The sequence below is a fragment of the Imperialibacter sp. genome (genome assembly GCF_040222385.1).
Lineage (GTDB): Bacteria > Bacteroidota > Bacteroidia > Cytophagales > Cyclobacteriaceae > Imperialibacter.
The window spans coordinates 272,780-288,162 of record NZ_JAVKDF010000023.1 but is presented as its reverse complement, the minus strand read 5'-3'; the positions used below and the strand labels follow the sequence as shown (position 1 = coordinate 288,162).

The following is a 15,383-nucleotide window of genomic DNA, read 5'->3' as shown; positions in this document are numbered from 1 at the left end:
CTCGTTTACTTATCTTTTTGCAATTTTATTAACTTTAGGCAATACGTCGCCTGTTTGGCAGACTACCTTTGATGCATGATCAGCCTTGACAACAAAACTACGGAAGAATTACGGAAGGAGATCGAAAGGCTTAATACTGAGCTTCGGATAGCAGAGTCACGGTTTAAAACGTCTATAGAAGACAGCAACGACATCAGCCTGTTGCTAAACAATGATATCATCGTCAACTGCAATGAAAAAGCTCTTGAGGTTTTCAAGGTTGGCAGCAAGGAAATTGTTGGAAAATCTGTCTTTGAATTTTGTCCCAATTTTCAGGCCGATGGCAGTGCTTCAGCCGACAAGTTCCAACAAAAAATAAAACTGGCCCTGCTTGGTCTCCCTCAAAAGTTTGTTGGAGAAATTCAAAACTCCTCTGATAAGGTCTTCTTTTCCAAAATAAAGCTGTCGGCTCTAACCGAAGAGAAAAACAACCACCTGCTTTGCACAATCAAGCTGGAGAATAAAGACGATGATGCTGACGTGTATTTTCTGGAATCAGAAAAGACGTTTCAGTCTCTGGCCGACAACGCCCCCGTGCTGTTGAGAATGACCAATTCCAACAACTTCTTCTACTATTTCAGCAAGCAATGGCTCAAGTTTACCGGCAAAGAAGTAGAGGAAGAGCAAAACAATGGCTGGATCGCCAACATTCACGAGGAAGACCTGAACGACGTGTTGGTCACAATGGATCTTGCATTCAAGCGTCGCAAAAAATATGAAGTTACCTACAGGCTTCGCCGCTACGATAAGAAATACAGATGGGTACTTGATACCGGCATTCCGAGAGTAAGCAGCCTGGGTAAGTTCTCCGGCTATATCTCCGCCACCATAGACATTACCGAGAGGAAGCTGGCAGAAGAAGCCGAAAGTCGTGAAAAAGCCTTATTGGAAAGCGAAAAAAAGCTTCAAAAATCACTCAACCAGTCTAAAATACTCTCGCTTACTACCAACAGCGAGGGTGTTATCACTTTTTGCAATGAAGCGTTTTTGAAGGCCACCCGGAAGCCCGCTGGCGACCTTATGGGAAAGAGTCTCTTTGAGGTATTTCAGCCCTACGGCGGTGACAACGTAACCAAAAAAAGCTTCAGAACGCTGGTCGAGAGAGAGGACTACACCGAAGCGCTAACTGGCGTGATCACGCTGGACGGAGACGAAATTCTGATTATACGGTTCAGCTCCATTATACTTAAGAATGCGAAGGGCCAGGTAATTGGCATCACCATCGTTGGAGAAAATATTACAGAACGACGGAAGGTTCGACAAGAGTTGGAAAAGACCAACGCCCAGCTCAAGGAACTCTTTGACAATTCGAGCGACCTTATTCAAATTTTCACATCGGAGGGAGAATTCAGGTTCGTGAATGAAGCCTGGAAAACCAAACTCGGGTACAATGACGAAGAAATAAGCCAACTGAGGCTTACTGATTTAATACCGAAAGACTACCAGAGCAGCACAATTGAGAACCTGAACCAAATTGGGCACGGGGAGCGGATCGAGAAGTTTGAAACTGTTTTTATCAGCAAGTTTGGTAAGAATATTTACGTTTCCGGGCGTGTCAACTGCACTATTCAGGATGGCAGCCCGACAGAGTTTAGAGGTATCTTTTACGACATTACAGAAAGGATTCGTGCTGAAAAAGCACAAAGCCTCTACTACAAAATTGCCAACCTAACCACCACCAGCAGCAACCTCGATGCGCTGTACCGAAACGTATTTGAGGAGCTAAACAAAATACTTAAGATTCAGAATTTTGCCATCAGTCTCAAAGATGAAAAAACAGGGAAAATCCAGTTCCCTTACCTGATAACCGAGTTGGAGGAGCCGGCGGAAGTCAAGCAGCTGAAGAGCATCACCAAACTACTGGCTGAATTCACATTTGAGAGAAGCAAGCCGCTAATTATTTACGAAGACGGCATTCGAAGAATTGCGGATAATAAAAAACTGCCACTTCATGCCAAGCTTCCGCTAATCTGGCTGGGAGTGCAGGTCAATGTCGATGGCAAACCGGCGGGCGTTATTTCATTCCATTCCTACAAAGACCGAACGGCCTATAACCACAAAGACCTGGAACTGCTGGATTTCATCTCCAGTCAGGTCTCTCTTGCGCTCGAACGCAAGTCAAACGAAGCGAAAATCATTAGCCAAAGCGCCAGGCTAAAGGCAATTTTTGAGTCTACCACTCACCAAATCTGGTCGATAGACAGGAGCTACTGCTTCACTTCTTTCAATCAAAACTATGCTGATGCGCTACAGCGATACTATGGCATTACCCCCTCTCTGGGTGGTCAGAGCGGCTTCGACTTTCTGGTACCCAGCCTCAGCGATTTCTGGAAAACCAAGTACGACCGTGCGTTTAGCGGCGAAATTGTCAACTTCCAAAGCCAGGTCACTGACCTCAAGGGCAACAAAATATGGAGAGATGTATTCCTCAACCCAATCTTCCTTCCTGACGGCTCCATCGAAGAGATTTCAGTCATAGCCAATGACATTACCGAGAAGAAGCTTTCCGAAGTGGCACTACAGGAAAGCGAAGAAAAATTCAGGAATATCTTCGAATCCTTCCAGGACATTTATTTCCGTTGCGATGCCAAGGGGAAAATAACTATGATCAGCCCATCAGTCATAGAGCTTTTAGGCTACACATCTAAGGAGGTAATAGGAAAAAATATAGACGAACTTTTCAGTTCGTCTGACTCCATTCACAGTGTATTCAGTAAGCTTCGAAAGAACAGAAGACTAAGAAACTTCGAGGCAACTTTGTACACAAAAGATGGCAAGGATTTACAATGCCTCTGCAATATTCGCCTGGTATATCGCAGAAACTACCCGCTTGAAATTGAAGGTGTTGCCAGAGACATCACCACGCTGATCCGCACCAATGAAGAGCTTCGCAAGGCAAAAGAACTGGCTGAGAGATCACTTAAAATCAAAGAGCGGTTCCTTGCCAACATGAGCCATGAGATCAGGACGCCCATGAATGGAATCATTGGCATGCTGGATTTGATCGGGAGTACCCAACTTGACCAGGAGCAGTCCGAGTACCTCAGAACCATAAAAAAATCGTCCGAAACCCTCCTCACCATTCTCAACGACATTCTTGATTTGTCGAAAATTGAGGCGGGCAAAATGGAGATTAGAAAAAGGCCCGTAAACCTGCGAGGTACTTTAGACAAGCTTTATAACTTGTTCAGCCAGCAGGCCTCCATCAACGAAACCAGCCTTCAGTATACTGTAGCTAAAAGCCTGCCCGACTACTTCTTACTCGATGAAACCAGGGTGTTGCAAGTGCTTTCAAATCTCACCTCCAATGCCATCAAGTTCTCCAAAGGAAGAGGCAAAATTTACATCAGCCTTAACGAGCACAAGAGAAAGGGAGACATCCTGATTCTGAAGGTGAAGATCAAAGATTCGGGCATTGGGATCAGCAAGGAAGACCTGAAAAAGCTCTTCGACTCGTTCAGTCAGGTTGACAACTCCATGACCAAAAAATTTGGCGGCACCGGCCTCGGGCTGGCAATATCTAAAGAGTTGACCAAATCAATGGGCGGTGAAATCGGCGTATACTCTACCCCCGGTCTTGGTAGTACCTTTTGGTTTACCTTCGAAGCTGAAATAATAGAGCAACCCGAGGAAAGGAACCTTCCCCTTACCGACGAGGCCATTCAGAAAGTATTCAGCAAGAAAATTCCGTATATACTTTTGGTGGACGACAATGACGTCAACAGGAAAGTGGCTGGACATATCCTCATTAAAGCGGGATGCAGGGTCGATTTCGCAGAAAACGGCGACGATGCCATTCAAATGATCCAACAGCACCAGTACAATGTTGTTTTTATGGACATACAAATGCCCAAAAAAGACGGTGTACAGGTCACCCGGGAAATTAAATTGCTTAACCTCGACCATCAGCCCCCAATTATCGCCATGACTGCCTATTCGATGGAAGAGGACAGGAAGAAATTCCTTGACAGTGGTTTGGACGACTATATTTCCAAGCCGATCCAGGCCAAAACCATCATCCAAAAAGTAGTGGACTGGATAGAGAACAATAAGCCAAGCGAAATTGTCGTCCAAAAAATGGCCGAGGTGCCTGACGACCTTAAGATTGTGAACACGCTGGTGCTGGACGAGCTTAGCAAGTATGGTGGAGCCGAAATGGTTGAGTCGGTACTCAACGATTTTCTAAAAGAGGCCCAGGAGAGTCTTGCAAACTGCAGGGAGGCACTAAGAGTGAGCAATTACGAAGTGTTAAGGTCGGAACTACATACTTTGAAGGGTAACTCCGGAACCCTGGGCATAGAACGTTTTGCCTGGTATGTAACTCAGCTTGAACAGGAACTAAAACGTAGCATTTACGAAGAGGTAGAAAAGAAATTAGCTCAAATAGATGCCAGCTTTGATGAATTTAAAGAAAATTACAAGTTATTTGTGGGTGCGAGTTCAACCTCATCATAATTATGAAAAAAATTCTAGTCGCTGAAGATAGCTCAGTTATTCAGAACCTTACCAAGAAGATTCTCACGCTCCAAAACTTTCAGATTACTTCGGTAAAGAATGGAGAGCAAGTACTTCAAAAGCTCAATGAAGAGTCTTTTGATCTTATTCTAATGGACATTAACATGCCCGTGATGGATGGTATTGAGTGCACGAAAAAGGTGAGAAACCTAAGCGATGAGGCTAAAAAAAACATACCTATTGTTGCGATAACCGGAAACGCCCGGAACTACACCATGGAGGAATTTATTTCCAATGGAATCAATGACTTCATTCCCAAGCCTTTGAACTTTGACCAACTTGTTGAAAAAGTAAGGAAGTATACCAGTTGATATGCAGGTAAAATACAGCAAACATTTCCTCAACAAACTAGAAGACATTTTCGCTGAGTCGGACTACATTCTCCGCTATGAAAAAGGTAGTTTCCATTCTGGCTACTGCATTTTGAGAGACACCAAAATTGCCATTGTCAATAAGTATTTCCCTCTTGACGGGAAAATCAATGCCTTGCTCGAGATATTAAAATCGATAGAAATCGATCCAAAAGGCTTAAGCGAAAAAAACAGATCCCTTCTTTTGGAACTCACCCAAACCAAGCTGGAGATTTGAAGCTGACCTTCCTCGGAACCGGCACCTCGCAGGGAGTGCCTGTCATTGCCTGCGACTGTGAAGTATGCCAGTCGGTTGACTTTCACGACAAACGCCTCCGCTCCTCTGTCCATATCGAAGTTGATGGTCTCAGCCTGGTGATAGACACCGGCCCCGACTTCAGACAACAGATGCTCCGTGAGCGAATCAAAAGACTGGATGCCGTTATCTTCACCCATGAACACAAGGACCACACCGCCGGACTGGACGATATCAGAAGCTTCAACTTTTTGCAGCAAATGGACATGCCGGTGTATGCCAGCACAGCGGTTATCACCCAGCTGAAAAGAGAGTTCTCCTACATCTTTGCCGACCACAAGTATCCCGGCGTTCCATTGGTGGACGTAAAGCTACTTGACGGGAATCCATTCATCATAGGCCAAACAACAATAACTCCTATCAATGTGATGCACTTCAAGCTGCCAGTGTTTGGTTTCAGAATTGGCGATTTCACTTACATTACTGATGCCAATTACATTTCTGAAGAGGAAAAGGAAAAAATAAAAGGAAGCAAGGTGCTGGTGCTTAATGCATTGCAGAAAGCCCCTCACATCTCTCACTTTACGCTGGACGAAGCTGTTGCTCTGGCTCAGGAGCTAAAAGCCGACCAAACTTACTTCACGCATATCTCCCACAAGCTGGGCTCGCACAGGGATGTCTCTGCTCAATTGCCTGAAAACATCTATCTTGCCTACGACGGTCAGCAGCTAACGCTTTAATTCCCTGCTTCAAGTTTGCTCTTACTATGCATCTCAACTATTTCTTTCTGAAACCGCTGTGCAAGGAGCTGGATGCCGCCTGGCGTGGCTTCACATTAGGCGCATGCTTCAGCCAGCAAAAAGATGAGCTTATTTTTCACTTTTACAGAAACAAGGAAGAGAAGTTTATCAGGGTTTCTTTAATTCCCCAGCTCACTTTCATTTCATTTCCTGAAAGCTTTGCCAGGGGCAGAAAAAACAATGTCGATCTCTTTGAAGAAGCCATTGGTGGCGAATTGGAAATGGTCAGCATCACACCCTGTGATCGCTCGTTTGTCATGGCATTTAACAATGGCTTTAGTTTCCTCTTCAAGATGCATGGCAGCAGATCAAACATCATCGGCACCGACAAAAACGGTAACCAGAGGCTTTTCAGGAGCCAGCTTTTGGATGACAAAGGGCTCACACAAGAACAGCTTGTGTCAACACTTGCATTGACAAGAGAGCACTTTGACGAAGTGGAAGGTGAGCTTAGACAATTTGTTCCCATTTTGGGCAAGGAAACCACAGCATTTCTTAACGGACTGGGCTACGATGGCACAACGATAGAAAGAAAATGGGCGCTGGTAACAGAGATGCTAAGTGCTTTTGAAAATCCCACGTTTTACATCTGCCGCTGGCAGGAAAAGGTGCAGCTGCTGCTTTTCAAAGCCGGGGAAGTGCTCATGGAAATTGGTTCGGCTATTGAGGCAACTACGGTTTATGCGCAAAAAGTCAGCAGAGAGTTTTACCTGAAAACCGAGCTGCACCCGCTATTGCAACGCCTGAGAAAGGAGCTGAAGCAAACAGAAAGCTACCTGAAACAGTCAAAAGCTAAATTGATTGACCTGAAAGAAGGAAAAAGCTACTCGCAACTGGCCGACGTGCTTATGGCCAACCTTCACCAGGTAAAAGAAGGACAAGAGGAAGTGGTACTTGACAATTTTTATACCGGACAGCCAGTTAGCATCAAGCTTAAGAGGGCTTTGAGTCCGCAGAAAAATGCGGAGGTTTTTTACCGTAAATCCAAGAACCAAAAAATTGAAATAGAAAAGCTGGAAGAGTCCATTGCTGCTAAGGAAGCACTAGAGGATACTGTTGCAGAACACCTGCTGCACCTGGAAGACATGACAGACCTGAAACTCATAAGGCAGTATATACAGCAACACGGGTTAGCGAAAGAGTTGAAACAGGCTACCATAAACCGTCCTTTTAAAGTATTCCAAATTGGGTTGTATGAGGTGTGGGTGGGTACCAACGCCAAAAACAACGACGAGTTGACCCTTAAGTACGCTACTAAAAACGACCTTTGGCTGCATGCCAAAGATGTGCCTGGCTCGCATGTAGTATTGAAATGGAGAGCAGGACAAAACTTCCCCAAGCCGGTTATCGAGCAGGCGGCGGCTCTGGCTGCCTACTATTCTAAAAGGAAAACAGATACACTTTGCCCGGTAATTTTCACGCCAAAAAAATGGGTGAGAAAACCAAAGGGCGCCCACCCTGGAGCCGTGATTGTGGAGAGAGAAGAGGTAATCATGGTCGAGCCGGGGCTGCCAAACTAACGAGAATTCATTGCAGCCTCCATTCAATTATTTATCTTTATCTAATGGCAAAGCCCTACCAAATACCGGAGACCGACATCAACGACATCATGTTGCTTGAGCCGGAAGCTACCTATAGCTATGCTCACTACCTTCGGTGGAGTTTCGAGGAGCGGGTGGAGTTGATCAAAGGTAAGGTTTTCCATATGTCGCCAGCCCCAAACCGGGCACATCAGGACATTAGCGGAAACCTCCATGGCATTCTTTGGAGCTTTTTAAGAAAAAAGAAATGCAAGGCCTACGCTGCTCCCTTCGATGTGCGGCTGCCACAAAAACGATCAGATCCCGACAACCGGATTTTCTCCGTGGTTCAGCCAGACATTTGTGTGGTGTGCGATCCCTCCAAACTAGACGACAAAGGCTGTAGTGGCGCACCTGACATCATGGTAGAGATTCTCTCCCCATCCACATCTTCCAAAGACCTCAAAGATAAGTTCAGCTTATACGAGGAAAACGGTGTGAAGGAATACTGGGTGGTCTATCCTGGTGAAAAAGTAGTGGAAGTTTTTGTGCTGCGTAGTGACGGGAAATACAGCCAGTCTTTAAAATTTACAGTCGACGAAAAAGTGACTTCCACCGCCGTTCCCGGACTGACGATCAACGTGAACGATATTTTCGATTATTGATACAAATGACACCTTCCCCACTTGCCGTTGAAGTTAAACAGCATGCCATTATGCGCATGCGGGAAAACACGCAAAAAATAGCCAAATGCATTGATCAATTATCTGAAGAGGAAATATGGCAGCGGCCAAATACCTCATCCAACAGCATGGGCAATCTTATTCTTCATCTCTGCGGAAATATTACGCAGTACATTATTTCATCATTGCGAGGCAAAGAAGACTGTAGGGTGAGAGATGAAGAGTTTGGTGCCAAGGGTGGCTACACAAAAAAGGAGCTCCAGTTGAGGCTTGAAAGCACCGTTGCTCAAGCAATTGAAGTTATTCAAACTATCTCTGACGAGGAGCTGCTAAGACTTCGGCCCGTGCAAGCCTACGAGTTTTCAGGGGTTGGCAACGTCATTCATGCCGTAGAGCACTACTCCTACCACACCGGGCAAATTGCCTTTTGGACGAAGCAGGTAAGAAACAAAGACCTGGGCTTCTACGCCGAAGTCGACCTTAACAGAAAGGGGAAGTAAATTTACATACGGCAACCGCCACTAAGCCTCAGCTCGCATGGCTTTCAACTCTATCACCTGCTCCCTGGCTTTGCCAATAAATGTGTTGATATCCGTTTTGCCATCATGCTTAACAGGCAGCCCGATATGGACATCTACTTTATGAGGTTTTATAGCAAACCTGCCGGCTTTCCATACTTTTTCCGACCCACTAATAGCCACCGGAACTACATGCACACCGGCTTGAGAAGCCAGGAGAAATGGCCCCTTTTTGAAGATACCAACTTCTCCATTGCGACTTCTGGTTCCTTCCGGAAACATCAGCACGTTTTTGCCTCCCTGAATAAGCTGTCCAGCCTTTTTTAAGCTCTCAATGGCCCTTTCCCTGTTGCTCCTGTCAACGAAGATCATCCCCGTGCCCATCATGTACCACCCAAGAAATGGCACTTTTTTCAGCTCTTGCTTGGCAACAAAGTAAAGGTTAACGGGTACAGCCCTGAACAAAACAGCAATATCAAGATATGACAAGTGATTGCTGACGAATACATACGAGTCTTTGTCATTGACGTGTGCAGCTCCATCCACTTTCAGCTTAACGCCACACGCCCATAAAATCCCAGGCGACCACCAGGTGCGTGCCATCACTACTGGTATTTTTCTGTTGAGTGTAATGATCATGATCAACAGAGAGGAGGAAATCATAAGGATACTCCAAAACACACAAAACAAAAGACGAAACGGCGTAGACACTAATAATTGATTATGATGAATGCTCACAAAGCTAAAACAAAGCACTAAAAACCACCTGATTGTTTTTCGATAAAGCCCTCCGTTGGTATAAAACTGATTTAAGGGGCAGATTGAGGTGGCTTTTTGTTAATATCGTGTCGCATGGAAAACAGCACTTCAAAGAAATCAGTTAGTGTTTTAGGTTGTGGCTGGCTCGGCTTGCCATTGGCCAGGCACCTTCTTCAAAATGGATTCCAGGTCAAGGGGTCTACCACCTCCCCGGAAAAACTTGCCTTACTGAAAAAGTCTGGCATCGAGCCGTTTCTGATTCAGCTGTCCGACGGCGGTAACCATACCCAGCTATCGGATTTTCTTACATCGGACATTCTGGTGGTCAACTATCCCCCGGGCGTTAGAAAAGGCGGGGCTGAGCAGTTCCGAAATTCGTTCGGCATCCTTTTGGACGGAATAGCTAAGTCGCTTGTCAGCAAAATCATTTATGTAAGTTCTACTTCAGTCTATCCAAATACCAACGACACTGTCTCGGAAGAAATGCGGCTACAGCCTGACTCAGAAGCAGGGATGGTTTTGCTCGAGGCTGAAAACCGGCTGAGAGAGCTGAATGGCAAGGAGGTCGTAATTCTGCGGATGGCAGGCCTGATTGGCCACGACCGCCAGCCAGCCAGGTTCTTTGCCGGAAAAAAAGGGCTGACAAATGGTGAAGAGTTGGTCAACCTGATCCACCGGGACGATTGCGTTAACATCATTCGCAAAATGATCGAAGAGCAGGCGAGCGGAGACACATTTAACTGCTGTAGTGATACTCACCCGCCAAAAAGGGATTTCTATACAAAGGCTGCGGAGGTTTTGGGGGTGGTTCCTCCTCAATTTGCTGCGTCTGAGGTCAACTCCTTTAAAATCGTCAGCAACCAGAAGCTTAAGAGCGAATTGAAATACAATTTCATTTACGGAGATCTAACAAAATTCGACTGGCCTTAAATCGAGGTCGGCAGCCCTGAATTGTTGTTCTTTTCCCTAATTTTGAAGCGTCATTTATACGACTATGGATCTTCAATACGCCCTGGAACTTATCGGTACATTCTTTTTTGCTATTTCCGGCGCTCTGGCTCTACAGGGCAAAGAAGCCGACTGGTTTGCGGCGGCTTTCACCGGCTTTCTAACAGCCATTGGGGGCGGTACCTTGCGGGACGTGCTGCTCGGTAGCTACCCACTTGTTTGGATAGGCGATATTAATTTCCTCTACGCTATCATTCTTGGTGTCATCGTTACTTTTATTCTGTACGGCTTTGTTTCCCGGCTGAAACGAACCTTCATGCTGTTCGACACTGTGGGCATAGCATTCTTTACGATTTTGGGAGTCGAAAAAGCCCTCTCTGTTGGTGTAAGGCCAGAAATAGCAGCCATTATGGGTATGTTTACGGCTATTATGGGCGGAGTGATCCGGGACACGCTCACCAACGAACTACCCGTTATTTTCAGAAAGGAGATTTACGCCACCGCCTGTCTGGCTGGCGCTATTTGTTACTTGTCGCTCAGACTGTTTGAAATTGACCGTAATGTCAACCTGCTGATTTCCATCGGTGTAATCGTGGTAATCCGGCTGCTGGCAGTGAAGTTCAGACTGTCGCTGCCAAAGTTGAAGTAGGCTACAAAACACAAAAGCTGTCAAAGGACAGCTTGCGGTTTCACATTAAAACATCGTTGTTCTAAACTGGCACGTTTAGGTTCTTAACCGTATCCACAGGCCCAAAGTTTCTGGACTCCATCACGGTCTTTTTACCCTTGATAAGTCTCACCTCTACAGGCATCACTTTGTGCTCAATATTTTTTCTAACAACCCTGTCATAGTACAGCTTGGCTTTCTGATACTGTCCTTTACCAAACTCCTCCCGATCTTGAAAAGATTGTACTTCCGGAAAATTCGGAATTACGTGATACAAACGTACGGTTACCGAATAGGTAGGCTTAAAAGAATTTAAAAAGTCAATCCACGCTTTTTTCATAGACCACTAAAATATAGGTTTTGACAAATCTACACCATGGCAAAATACAGAACAATTTGAAAGTACACTAATTTACAGGGTTTCTAATTATTTATTAGGTAATAAAAAGTCGGAACTATGAGGAAAAATTCAGCCCGCCCTTCAAAAAAGCAATACTCCATATCGTGTTTTTTCTCATCTTAGACTTCCTAAACTCCACACTCCCATGGCTAAAAAGTCTGTGTTTGATCCTCAGTCCATACATCACCAGTTCCCTGCCTTACGGCGTCTGCACAACAAGAAACCCCTCGTTTTTCTGGATGGCCCGGGCGGCACGCAGGTACCTGAAAAGGTAATCAGGGCAATTTCCAACTACTACCGTCGGTCAAACGCTAATACCCACGGCGCCTTTGTGACCACCAGAGAAACGGATAAGGTAATGTCGGTTGCCAGAGAAAAGATGGCTATCCTGCTGGGGGCTCCAGGGCCGGAATGCATATCGCTTGGTCAGAACATGACAACTATCAACTACTCCCTGGCAAGGGCAATGAGCAGGTTACTAAAGCCTGGAGATGAAGTATTGATTACGCAACTGGATCACGAAGCCAACCGGGGGCCCTGGCTTACGCTGAGAGATTTTGGTGTCAAAGTGCGGGAGGTGAAGCTTTTGCCCACCGGCACACTGGACTATGCCGACTTTGAACAGAAGCTCAATGAAAACACCAGACTGGTGTGCATGGGTATGTCGAGCAACGGCATAGGTACTGTCAACGATTTTGCACTGGTTAGGCAAATGACCTACAAGGTGGGTGCCTGGCTCCTGCTGGATGCAGTTCACTATGCGCCGCACTTCAGCATAGATGTGCAAGCCATTGGCTGCGACTTCCTGATTTGCTCGGCCTACAAATTCTATGGGCCTCATGTGGGTATATTGTACGCAAAGTCAGGCCTGCTTGATAGGCTACCTACCGACAGGTTACGAACCACCGATCAGATAGCCCCCTATTCTATTGAAACCGGCACCCTCAATCATGCGGCCATGGCTGGTGTTTCCGCTGCTGTTGATTTTATTGCTTCATTGGGATCAGGCGATAGGCTGAGAGAAAAGCTGGATGATGCTTACGCCAAAGTAAGTCAACATGAGTTCGCCCTGGCGTCAAAACTCTACGCAGAACTAAAGGCCATCAAGGGCATAACGGTTGTAGGCCAGGATTTTTCATCTGAAAAAAGAACTCCCACCGTGTCGTTTACTGTCAAAGGAAAAACTGCCGAAGAGGTCTGCAAGCAGCTTGCTACAGAAAACATCTGTGCCTGGGACGGCCATTTTTATGCCGTGCGGGCCATTGAAGTGCTGGGGCTTCTGGAAAAAGGTGGAGTCACACGTATGGGAATTTCTCTCTATAACACCGAACAAGAAATTGACTACGTAATCAAAGCTGTGAAAAAATTGATATAGGCTTTTCCCCTCGGTTTTACTCACTTCAAAATATCTCCCGCTGACTACTTAAATCCTTCTGCCCAGGACTTTAACTTTTTTTAACATCCTTTTACGAAGAATTTCGTAATATTTACAAGACTCAAACTCAAAAGGACTAATCATGTTAAAAAGTTACCTAATGGTGAGCATCAGGCACCTGATGCGCCAGCCTACCTATGCTGCGCTTAATATTCTCGGTTTAACAATCGGAATTGTCTCCAGCTTGCTAATCATTCTCTATCTGTCGCAAGAACTTAGTTACGACAACCATCACGCAAAAGCGGATCGGATTTACCGCATTTCGTCGGACATCAAGGAGCCTGATAATGCGTTCCGCTGGGCTGTAACCCAGCTCCCTCTTGGCCGAACGTTGAAGGCTGAATTTGAAGAGGTAGAGCAGTACGTCCGCTTTATTGGCAACGGCCGCACCAAGTTTATCAAAGACAATATCAACTATTTTGAAGAAGATGTCTTTCAGGTAGACAGCACAGTGTTTGACGTTTTTTCTTTTGACCTTATTTCCGGTAACCCCTCCACAGCGCTACAGAACCCAAGCTCCATGGTCATCAGCAAAACCATGGCAGACAAAATCTTCAAAGGTGAAAACCCAGTTGGACAGATCTTGAAAACAGACCAGAATTCCTTCGAAATCACTGGTGTGTATGAAGACCTGCCTAAAACCTCTCACATCAGACCTAATGCAATGATGTCGGCCAGCACTTCCGACAGAAACAACTCTCAAAACTGGGGCGGCTTTGGAATCTACACTTACGCTTTGTTAAGAGAGGGTGCTGACCCCAAAGTAGTGGAGACCAAGCTTAATGACATTATTGATAAATACGTAGCGGTGATCTTCGATCAGTTTGACATCGTGATCCGGTATGAAATGATTGCCATCAAAGACATTCATCTTTATTCCACTTTTGAAGGCGAGCCTGAAGCACTAGGCAACATCAAATACATCTACATTTTTGCTGCTGTTGCCTTGTTCCTTATAGTCATTGCCAGCATCAACTACATGAATCTTTCGACTGCACGCTCCATGCGCAGAGCCCTGGAGGTGGGGATCAGAAAAGTAATGGGAGCCCAAAGAGGGATGTTGATTGGGCAGTTTATCACGGAGTCGGTGGTACTTACAGTCATTTCGCTGGTTATCAGCTTAATAGTTTTGGCCATCGCTGTACCTCTCTTCAATGGGTCACTTGACACCAACTTATCTCTTCTAGACCTACTGCAGCCACAGCTCATCCTGGTGGTTCTGTGCATTCTGGTGCTCACTGGGTTTGTCAGTGGAAGTTACCCAGCCTTTTACCTGTCGAGCTTTAAGCCAGCAGCAGTGCTAAAAGGCAAGGGAGCCAGCAGAGGAGGCAACCAGTGGCTCAGAAGAGTGCTGGTTGGCATCCAGTTCGCCATCTCCATCTTCATGCTGATAGGTACGTTCATCATTTACGATCAAATGCAATATCTGCGCAGCAAAGATTTGGGCTTTGACAAAGATCAAGTGGTCCGTGTTGTGCTGGACAATCAGGCCAGTCGTGAAAAATACCCTGTTTTCCGAAACTCACTGATGCAGAACCCCAATATCAAGTCAGTGGCTTCCTCCAGTACCTCGCCAGGAAATGGCTATGGCAAAAATGTAATGAGTGTCGAAACCAACGAGGGAGTAATGGAGAATTATGGCATCGATGCCTACGTGGTCGACTATGACTTTTTCCCAACGCTCAGTATTCCTTTTGAGAAAGGACGAAATATCTCTTCGCAATACCCAAGCGACACGGCAACTTCGGTGATGGTAAACGAGGCCATGGTCGCCAGAATGGGCTGGGAAGAACCCATAGGCAAGAAGTTTCAATTTGACCGAGACAGCACCGTGTTTCACAGAGTAGTGGGTGTGGTCAGGGATTTCCACCAGCAGTCGCTTTACAACCCTATCGAAGCCCTCATGTTCATCCCTGGCCTCAACAATTCGAGTGTGCTTATCAAGACATCGGAAGATCTGCAGGCTTCGCTTGCCGCTATAGAAGCTAGCTGGAACGAGGTGTATCCAGGCATTCCGTTCGATGCTACCTTCCTCGATGAAGAGTTTATGGAGCAGTATGAAACAGATCAGCTGCGTGGTAAACTGTTTCTTGGATTTTCCCTGATGATGATCTTTATAGCTTGCCTTGGCTTGCTTGGGTTAGCCTCTTTTATTGCCGAACAGCGCACAAAAGAAATAAGCATCAGAAAAGTGCTGGGTGCAAACACAGGTGGCCTTGTAACTCTGCTCGTGAAAGACTTTGTGTGGCTGGTACTTGTAGGTGCTGTGCCTGCATTTGGGCTCGGCTACTATTTCATGAACGACTGGCTCAAAACTTTCGAATATCACGTTGACATTAACCTGTTGTTGTTTGTCGTCGTGTTGTTGATCATCCTGGTTATTACTGTGTTGACAACCGGCTATCATGCATTAAGGGCAGCCAACTCCAACCCGGCAAGCAATCTGAAATATGAGTAAATCTCTGGCATAACCGCCGATTTCAAGGCCCTGAA

The 15,383-nt window shown here is 45.8% G+C and carries 13 protein-coding genes; 11 read left to right on the top strand and 2 right to left on the bottom strand.

Translation table 11 applies throughout. The features are described 5' to 3' along the window. The first annotated feature begins 75 nt into the window (after window positions 1-75). The 7 genes from RIG68_RS11555 to RIG68_RS11525 are packed head-to-tail and all read left to right on the top strand — an operon-like array spanning window position 76 to window position 8,663. Complete coding sequence (locus RIG68_RS11555) at window positions 76-4,494, top strand: PAS domain S-box protein (RefSeq protein ID WP_350122233.1); 4,419 nt, start codon at window positions 76-78, stop codon at window positions 4,492-4,494. 2 nt (window positions 4,495-4,496) lie between these two features. Beyond that, window positions 4,497-4,865 carry a response regulator gene (locus RIG68_RS11550; protein WP_350077790.1) on the top strand — a complete coding sequence of 123 codons (369 nt, stop codon included), beginning with the start codon at window positions 4,497-4,499 and terminating at the stop codon, window positions 4,863-4,865. Between the two features lies 1 nt (window position 4,866). After that, the gene (locus RIG68_RS11545) at window positions 4,867-5,142 is read left to right on the top strand and encodes a hypothetical protein (RefSeq protein ID WP_317487782.1); all 276 of its coding nucleotides are present in this window, start codon (window positions 4,867-4,869) and stop codon (window positions 5,140-5,142) included. Next, a complete protein-coding gene (locus RIG68_RS11540) occupies window positions 5,139-5,900 on the top strand; it encodes an MBL fold metallo-hydrolase (protein ID WP_350122231.1) in 762 nt (253 codons plus the stop codon). Before RIG68_RS11545 ends, RIG68_RS11540 begins: the two co-directional genes overlap by 4 nt. 26 nt (window positions 5,901-5,926) lie before the next feature. After that, window positions 5,927-7,480 (top strand): NFACT RNA binding domain-containing protein, encoded by a 1,554-nt coding sequence (locus RIG68_RS11535; RefSeq protein WP_350122229.1) that lies wholly within the window; start codon window positions 5,927-5,929, stop codon window positions 7,478-7,480. Between the two features lie 44 nt (window positions 7,481-7,524). Then, window positions 7,525-8,145, top strand: coding sequence for a Uma2 family endonuclease (locus RIG68_RS11530; protein WP_350122227.1), 621 nt, complete (start codon window positions 7,525-7,527; stop codon window positions 8,143-8,145). A 5-nt stretch (window positions 8,146-8,150) separates the two neighbouring features. Next, complete coding sequence (locus RIG68_RS11525) at window positions 8,151-8,663, top strand: DinB family protein (protein WP_350122225.1); 513 nt, start codon at window positions 8,151-8,153, stop codon at window positions 8,661-8,663. Between the two features lie 21 nt (window positions 8,664-8,684). On the opposite strand, the gene RIG68_RS11520 is transcribed toward RIG68_RS11525, so the two are convergent. Continuing rightward, window positions 8,685-9,320: a lysophospholipid acyltransferase family protein gene (locus tag RIG68_RS11520; RefSeq protein ID WP_350122223.1), complete on the bottom strand. Its 636-nt coding sequence runs from the start codon at window positions 9,318-9,320 to the stop codon at window positions 8,685-8,687. A 213-nt stretch (window positions 9,321-9,533) separates the two neighbouring features. Between RIG68_RS11520 and RIG68_RS11515 the strand changes: the two genes are divergently transcribed. Together RIG68_RS11515 and RIG68_RS11510 are read left to right on the top strand one after the other, a co-directional pair. Then, window positions 9,534-10,370: an SDR family oxidoreductase gene (locus RIG68_RS11515; RefSeq protein ID WP_350122221.1), complete on the top strand. Its 837-nt coding sequence runs from the start codon at window positions 9,534-9,536 to the stop codon at window positions 10,368-10,370. Between the two features lie 64 nt (window positions 10,371-10,434). Continuing rightward, window positions 10,435-11,037, top strand: coding sequence for a trimeric intracellular cation channel family protein (locus tag RIG68_RS11510; RefSeq protein WP_151999802.1), 603 nt, complete (start codon window positions 10,435-10,437; stop codon window positions 11,035-11,037). Between the two features lie 61 nt (window positions 11,038-11,098). Here RIG68_RS11510 and RIG68_RS11505 read toward each other — a convergent pair whose 3' ends face one another. Further along, the gene (locus RIG68_RS11505) at window positions 11,099-11,395 is read right to left on the bottom strand and encodes a hypothetical protein (protein ID WP_151999801.1); all 297 of its coding nucleotides are present in this window, start codon (window positions 11,393-11,395) and stop codon (window positions 11,099-11,101) included. A gap of 205 nt (window positions 11,396-11,600) precedes the next feature. On the opposite strand from RIG68_RS11505, the gene RIG68_RS11500 reads away from it, so the two are divergent. Both RIG68_RS11500 and RIG68_RS11495 read left to right on the top strand, forming a co-directional pair. Next, window positions 11,601-12,830, top strand: a complete 1,230-nt coding sequence (locus tag RIG68_RS11500; protein WP_350122219.1) for a cysteine desulfurase-like protein — start codon at window positions 11,601-11,603, stop codon at window positions 12,828-12,830. 142 nt (window positions 12,831-12,972) lie between these two features. Next, window positions 12,973-15,348, top strand: a complete 2,376-nt coding sequence (locus tag RIG68_RS11495; protein WP_350122217.1) for an ABC transporter permease — start codon at window positions 12,973-12,975, stop codon at window positions 15,346-15,348. The last annotated feature ends 35 nt before the right edge of the window (window positions 15,349-15,383 follow it).